The organism is Amphibacillus jilinensis Y1 (assembly GCF_000306965.1).
GTDB lineage: Bacteria > Bacillota > Bacilli > Bacillales > Amphibacillaceae > Amphibacillus_C > Amphibacillus_C jilinensis.
Map to the genome: position 1 here is coordinate 369014 of NZ_JH976435.1, position 6510 is coordinate 375523.

A 6510-nucleotide genomic window follows, 5' to 3' on the forward strand; every position below is an offset into this window, starting at 1 on the left:
ATATATGGTAAAATAACAACGTTGTTATTACTAAATATTGTAATTGGAGGGGAGAAAGATGAAACAATTATCTGAAAAACTTGTTCAAAAACAAAACTATCCTGAACGTGTTTTACAGTTTGGTGAGGGGAATTTTATGCGTGCTTTTGTTGACTGGCAGATTGATAAGTTGAATAAAGCTGGATTTTTTAATGGTAGTGTTGTCATTGTTCAGCCAATTGAGCATGGCTTGACTGACAGATTGAATCAACAGGATAATTTGTATACGCTCATTTTAGAAGGTGTGAAAAATGGAGAACCTGTAAGAGAAAAGCAAGTGATTGACTCGATTAGCCGTTCTATTAATCCATACGTGGATAAAGCGCAATATTTAGCATTAGCCAAACAACCTGATTTGAAATTCATTTTCTCAAACACAACAGAAGCTGGTATAGCATTTGACCCACAAGATCAGTTAAGTGATCGTTTAGCGAAGACTTTTCCAGGGAAATTAACCGCATTCTTGTATCAACGTTATTTACATTTTAATGGTGATGACACGAAAGGGATGTACATTATTCCGTGCGAACTGATTGATCGAAATGCTGACAAACTAAAGGCCTGTGTTCTTCAGTATATTCAGTTATGGCAATTAGAAGAAGCCTTTAAAGAGTGGATTGAAACAGCAAATCAGTTTTATTGTAGTCTTGTTGATCGAATTGTGCCAGGCTATCCAGGTGATCAAGCAAACATAATAGAAAAAGAATTAGGTTATCGGGATCAACTCTTGATAGTGGCTGAACATTACCATTTATGGGTGATCGAAGCTGATCGCCATTTACAAGAGCGATTACCAGTTGATCAGATCGGTTTAAATACGTTATTTGTTAGTGATTTAAATCCTTATCGAACGAGAAAAGTTCATATATTAAATGGAACACACACGGCTATGACTCCAGTTGCTTATTTACTTGGTTTAGAAACAGTTGAACAAGCGATTTGTGATCCGCGAGTAGAGCGGTATTTGAAGTTGTTAATCAGCCAAGAAGTCACCCCAACATTACCAATAGAACGCTCAGAATTGGAAGCGTATACAGAATCGGTACTTGAACGTTTTAAAAACCCTTATATTAATCATCAATTAATGAGCATTTCGTTAAATGGAATCGCAAAGTTTGCTACAAGAAATTTACCGGTGCTTAAACAGTATATTAAACAAAAGCAGCGTTTACCAAAGAAGTTAGTCTTTGCTTTTACATCTTTAATTTATTTTTACCGTGGCAGAAGAGCGGAAGAGAAGATTACTATAAAAGATGATCAAGCGATATTGGCGTGTTTTAGGGAATTATGGAATAATTTTGATGGAAGTGAAGAAGCTGCAAGTGTGTTAGTTAGTCAAGTTTTACAACAAGAGAAATGGTGGGGCGAAGATTTAACACAAATGAATGGTTTGACGGAGATGATGGCAGAGATGCTGATTGATATTGATCAAAATGGTTTAGAAGCAGCATTAGTATCAGTTATAGGAGCTGATACTAATGCCTAAATTCATCCAACTTCAGGAACATGATAATGTGGTCGTTGCTTTAACGGCGTTAAAAGCTGAAGAGACATTGCAGATTAATGGGGAAACATTGACTTTACAAGAAACAATACCGCAAGGGCATAAAATCGCCATTAAAGCCATTGAAAAAAATGAGGATGTGATCAAGTATGGCTATCCAATTGGTCATGCAATCACAACAATTAAACAAGGTTCGCGCGTGCATACGGATAATATGTGTACCAACTTGTCTGGAATAGAAAACTATCATTATCAGCCTAAACTTACAAATAGCAAACGGTTTGAACAGGAAGAGCGCTTCTTTAATGGTTATCAAAGAAAGAATGGAGATGTAGGGATTCGAAATGAGTTATGGATTGTTCCTACTGTTGGTTGTGTCAATGGTGTAGCTGAACATATGTTGAAACAATTTATTAAAGAAGTAGAAGATATAGCACCGTTCGATCAAGTACTTGTCTTAAGTCATCAGTATGGTTGTTCACAATTAGGTGACGACCATGAGAATACACGTCAAATTCTTTCAGATGTGGTGCATCATCCGAATGCAGGTGGTGTATTGGTATTGGGTTTAGGGTGTGAGAATAATATTGTTGAAGATTTCAGACAAGGGTTAGGGGAATATGATCAAGAGCGTGTTCAATTTCTTGTGACCCAATTTGTCGGTGATGAAGTTGCAGCAGGCGTACGTAAACTAAAGCAGATTCATAAGGCAGCAAGTCAGGATCATCGCGAACCTATTTCTCTATCGAAATTAAAAATAGGCTTAAAATGTGGAGGATCTGACGGTCTTTCGGGTATAACAGCTAATCCATTAGTAGGCGAGTTCTCTGATTATTTGGTTGCACAAGGTGGAACAACTGTTTTAACAGAGGTACCTGAAATGTTTGGTGCTGAAACAATTCTCATGGAGCGTGCTGAAAATGCGCATGTATTTAACAAAACGGTTGCAATGATCAATGATTTTAAAGCATATTTTATAAAAAATGATCAACCTGTTTATGAGAACCCATCTCCAGGTAACAAAGATGGAGGGATTACAACATTAGAAGATAAATCATTAGGCTGTACACAGAAAGCTGGAACGTCCACCGTAAGAGATGTGTTAAAGTATGGTGAGCGTTTAAAGACAACAGGCTTGAATTTACTGAGTGCTCCGGGCAATGACCTTGTCGCTTCATCTGCTTTGGCTGCTTCAGGCTGTCACATTGTATTATTTACGACAGGAAGGGGAACGCCTTTTGGAACTTTTGTCCCAACGATAAAAATCTCTTCAAACAGTCAGATTTATCAAAAAAAACCACACTGGATTGATTTTGATGCGGGTAAGCTCTTAAGTTATCAAAAAGAAGAAGTACTAGATCAATTTATTGATTATATCGTTGCTATTGCCAATGGCGCTAAAGCTAAAAATGAACAAAATGATTATCGTGAATTAGCTATTTTTAAAACAGGTGTCACACTGTGACAGACTATTTTAATTAAAAAAGATGAAAAAAATTGATAACTTATGAATCGCCTTCAATGGAGGCTATGGCTCCTCCATTGAAAGGTTTCATCTTATTTTTATGATGAAGGAGCTTTCACATGACTGAAATTGAGACGTTTATTGATCAGTTATATCAAAGCAAATTGAAGTCCGCTACAGCCTGCGTAAGCAAAGAAAAGCTAGTACAACAATTGGGTATTTTCACTGTTTCAGATTCGCCACATCGATATAGGGATGCGAGAATAGTAGACGAAATTAATGAGTCAGCTTATCTTCGGCGTTTATGGTCGATTCCAACGATTGACGAGTTACATATGTTGACCTATCACCTTGTGCCACAATGTGCCAATGCATTAAATCAATATGCAATTCTAGTCATTCCTGGACATGGTTATGGCCATCAAGAGTTAGTGGGTTTAACGGTGAATCATACCAAGATTAATAGAAGCAGTATTTATAAGCAGATTGCTATTACTCTAGTAAACAAAGGATTTCACGTTTATGTACCAGAGTTGGCTGGTATGGGAAAACGCCGGTTAATAAGAGATGAACAGACGCCACCAACTGAAAATACATGTTATCAGCTAGCAGCTCAACTCCTTTTATTAGGTTACACATTAACAGGACTCAGAGTATGTGAATGCCAACAATTAATTAAATTTATACAGGCTACGTCTGATCAAAAACCCGATAATTTAGGTGTGGTTGGTTTTTCGGGTGGTGCACTCATTTCAATCTGCCTAGCTATATTAAACACGAATATTCAAACGACGATTTTAAGTGGTTATCCTGCTTATTTTAAAGACAGTATTATGGCGAGGAGACACTGCTTGGATAATTATATTCCAGACATGTTAACTTTGGGTGAAATGCCAGATTTATTAAAGCAAATTGCCCCGCGGTCATTATTTATCGAAGCTGGAGATCAAGATCACCTCTTTCCTATTGCTTCAGCTAGAGGAGTGATAGATGAACTTGCAAATCATTATCAATCGATTGGGGCTCAAGAAAATTTTTCTTATCACTTGTTTCAAGGTGTGCATGAAATTAACGGAACGCAAGCGATAGAATGGTTAGTAAATCAAATGAATAAATAAGGAGAGAATAAAGTGCGAAAAAAATATGCATTAGTCGGTACAGGTGGAAGAGCAGAATTTTTTTATGGTGCAATTGCTCAAGATTTTCAGAAAACATGTGAATTGGTAGCTTTTTGTGATAGCAACCTTACCAGACAGCATTATGCTAATCGGCTACTCCAAGAAAAATATCAACATAAACCAATAGCGATATATTTAGCTCATCAATTCGAGAAAATGATTAGCGACAACAAACCAGATATTGTGATTGTAACGTCAGTTGACCGTACACATCATACATATATTATAAAAGCGCTGGAACTGGGCTGTGATGTGATTACGGAAAAACCCATTACAATCGATCAAAACAAGGCAAAAGCAATAGTTGATGCAGTGGAACGTACAAATGGAAAGATCAGGGTGGCCTTTAATTATCGCTATGCTCCCCATCATACAAAACTTCGAGAACTCATTCAAAATGATACCATTGGCCAAGTCTTTTCTGTACATTTTGAGTGGGCACTAGATACTCAGCATGGTGCCGATTATTTTCGACGCTGGCATCGAAATAAAACCAACAGTGGCGGCTTGTTAGTTCATAAATCAACCCACCATTTTGACTTAGTTAATTTTTGGTTAGGTACACAGCCTGAAACGGTTTATGCAGCTGGAGGGTTACGTTTTTATGGGAAAGAAAATGCTGAAGAACGAGGGGAACGATATTTTTATCAACGCGCATATCAAAATAAGCATGCTAAGTCAGATCCTTTTGCACTTGATCTCTCTGCGAATCAACATTTAAAGGCAATGTATTTGGATGCAGAAGAAGAAGATGGCTACCAACGAGATCAAAGTGTGTTTGGAGATGGTATTGATATTGAGGATACCCTTGCAGTACTCGTTACTTATCAAAATAAAGCAGTTCTAACCTATTCACTTAATGCATATTTGCCATGGGAAGGATTTAGTGTTGCACTAAATGGTAGCAAAGGAAGACTTGAGTTAATGGTTAGAGAGCGCTCTTATATTAACTCTAGTGGAAAAAAACAAGAAGAAGGCCAAGCTGAATTTATTGCCTTACGTGTGCTTCCTATGTTTGATGAACCCTATGATGTGCCTATTAAAATGGGAAGTGGAGGACATGGTGGTGGAGATCAAATATTGTTACAAGATTTATTTGGAGAAGAGAAAGTAGATCGATTTAAACGTGCAGCTACACATATCGATGGCATTCAGTCAATTATGACTGGTATTGCAGGTAATCACTCATTAAAAACCGGTTTGCCTGTGAAAATTGACGATCTGCTTAAGTTGCCCAGCCAAAAGGAACTTAAGTAAATATCTTGTATTATTAGAAATTAGGCTGAGACAGTACAATCAAAGAGGCCGGGACATAACAAAAATATGCTCTCCAAATACGAATGATGTTAGAATGTGTAGGTTTATCACATACCCACAAAGGAAATATACTCCCTTTCCGTGGGCACGGCTTCGGGCCTACAGGATGTAGGTCAGTTAGACGTTGTCCCAGGACGGGACGGGGTTAGTCTAACATTCCTCCACTGTGAAGAAGTACACTTCACTCAGTGGATCCTCAGCTCGTGCTATTCGAGACTGCTGAAAAAGTAGTATTTTTCTCCCGTATTAATAAAAATAAAAAACGAGCGTAATGCTCGTCATAAAAGGGAGAAATTATACTTGTTTTTCTGAGTATACAGCCCCTACTTTATCTCTTTTTCATTTATTAGCTTAATAATTCGTTTCATATTAACGAAGATGGTGTCAGCTCCTTGCATCTTCATGCCAAACAGAACAGACCTGAGGTAATCGCTTTTTCATACCCGTGTCTATTTTTCAGCTCTGCATTTTTTGCTTCTATTTTATATCTTGATGCGGCTAACTCTTTAAATTCTTTTGTCTCTTGGAATACCTCTTGTTCCACATGTTCTGTTGATTTTATTGTTATTGAATAGGATTTTGTTTTGGCCCCTTCTCGATAACAACCTTCACGCAACGGACATACTTTACATTTCTTCACGTCGGAAAAATATTTTAGGTGTGGGTTTTGAGTGGTTGAATTTCGGTGTTTCATTCCTTTTCTGGTTGCTAGATGCCCTGCTGGACAGACATACATCCCCGCATCTTTATTAAACTGAAACGTTGTTTCTTCTATTCGTGTTCCGTTTGATATCACTGGATGCAGTTGCGCAACTAGACGTAAATTATTTTCTTTTGATAAGGACTTAACGAAAGGGATGTTTGTTGTTTTAACATAAAAATTTCACCGCTCTTTTTTTATTACTTTCTCTTTCTATTATACAGAAGAAAGAGATTAAAAATGGATTATTTTCATGTGTTTAGTCAGATAAAAACGCTAATAAAACGGAAGTGAAAGACGACGACTC

The 6510-nt window shown here is 37.3% G+C and carries 4 protein-coding genes and 1 pseudogene; 4 read left to right on the top strand and 1 reads right to left on the bottom strand.

The window, feature by feature from the left end; genetic code table 11:
- The first annotated feature begins 58 nt into the window (after positions 1–58).
- From B494_RS0108665 to B494_RS0108680, 4 genes are all read left to right on the top strand, one after another.
- Positions 59–1525, top strand: coding sequence for a tagaturonate reductase (locus B494_RS0108665; RefSeq protein ID WP_017471999.1), 1467 nt, complete (start codon positions 59–61; stop codon positions 1523–1525).
- A complete protein-coding gene (locus B494_RS0108670) occupies positions 1518–3008 on the top strand; it encodes a UxaA family hydrolase (protein ID WP_017472000.1) in 1491 nt (496 codons plus the stop codon). Before B494_RS0108665 ends, B494_RS0108670 begins: the two co-directional genes overlap by 8 nt.
- Positions 3009–3127: 119 nt before the next feature.
- Positions 3128–4126 carry an alpha/beta hydrolase family protein gene (locus B494_RS19150; protein WP_017472001.1) on the top strand — a complete coding sequence of 333 codons (999 nt, stop codon included), beginning with the start codon at positions 3128–3130 and terminating at the stop codon, positions 4124–4126.
- Positions 4127–4138: 12 nt separating this feature from the next.
- A complete protein-coding gene (locus tag B494_RS0108680; protein WP_017472002.1) occupies positions 4139–5443 on the top strand; it encodes a Gfo/Idh/MocA family protein in 1305 nt (434 codons plus the stop codon).
- 383 nt (positions 5444–5826) lie between these two features.
- Here B494_RS0108680 and B494_RS21425 read toward each other — a convergent pair.
- Positions 5827–6341 (bottom strand): annotated as a pseudogene (locus B494_RS21425) (transposase); the annotation flags it as partial.
- Between the last annotated feature and the right edge of the window lie 169 nt (positions 6342–6510).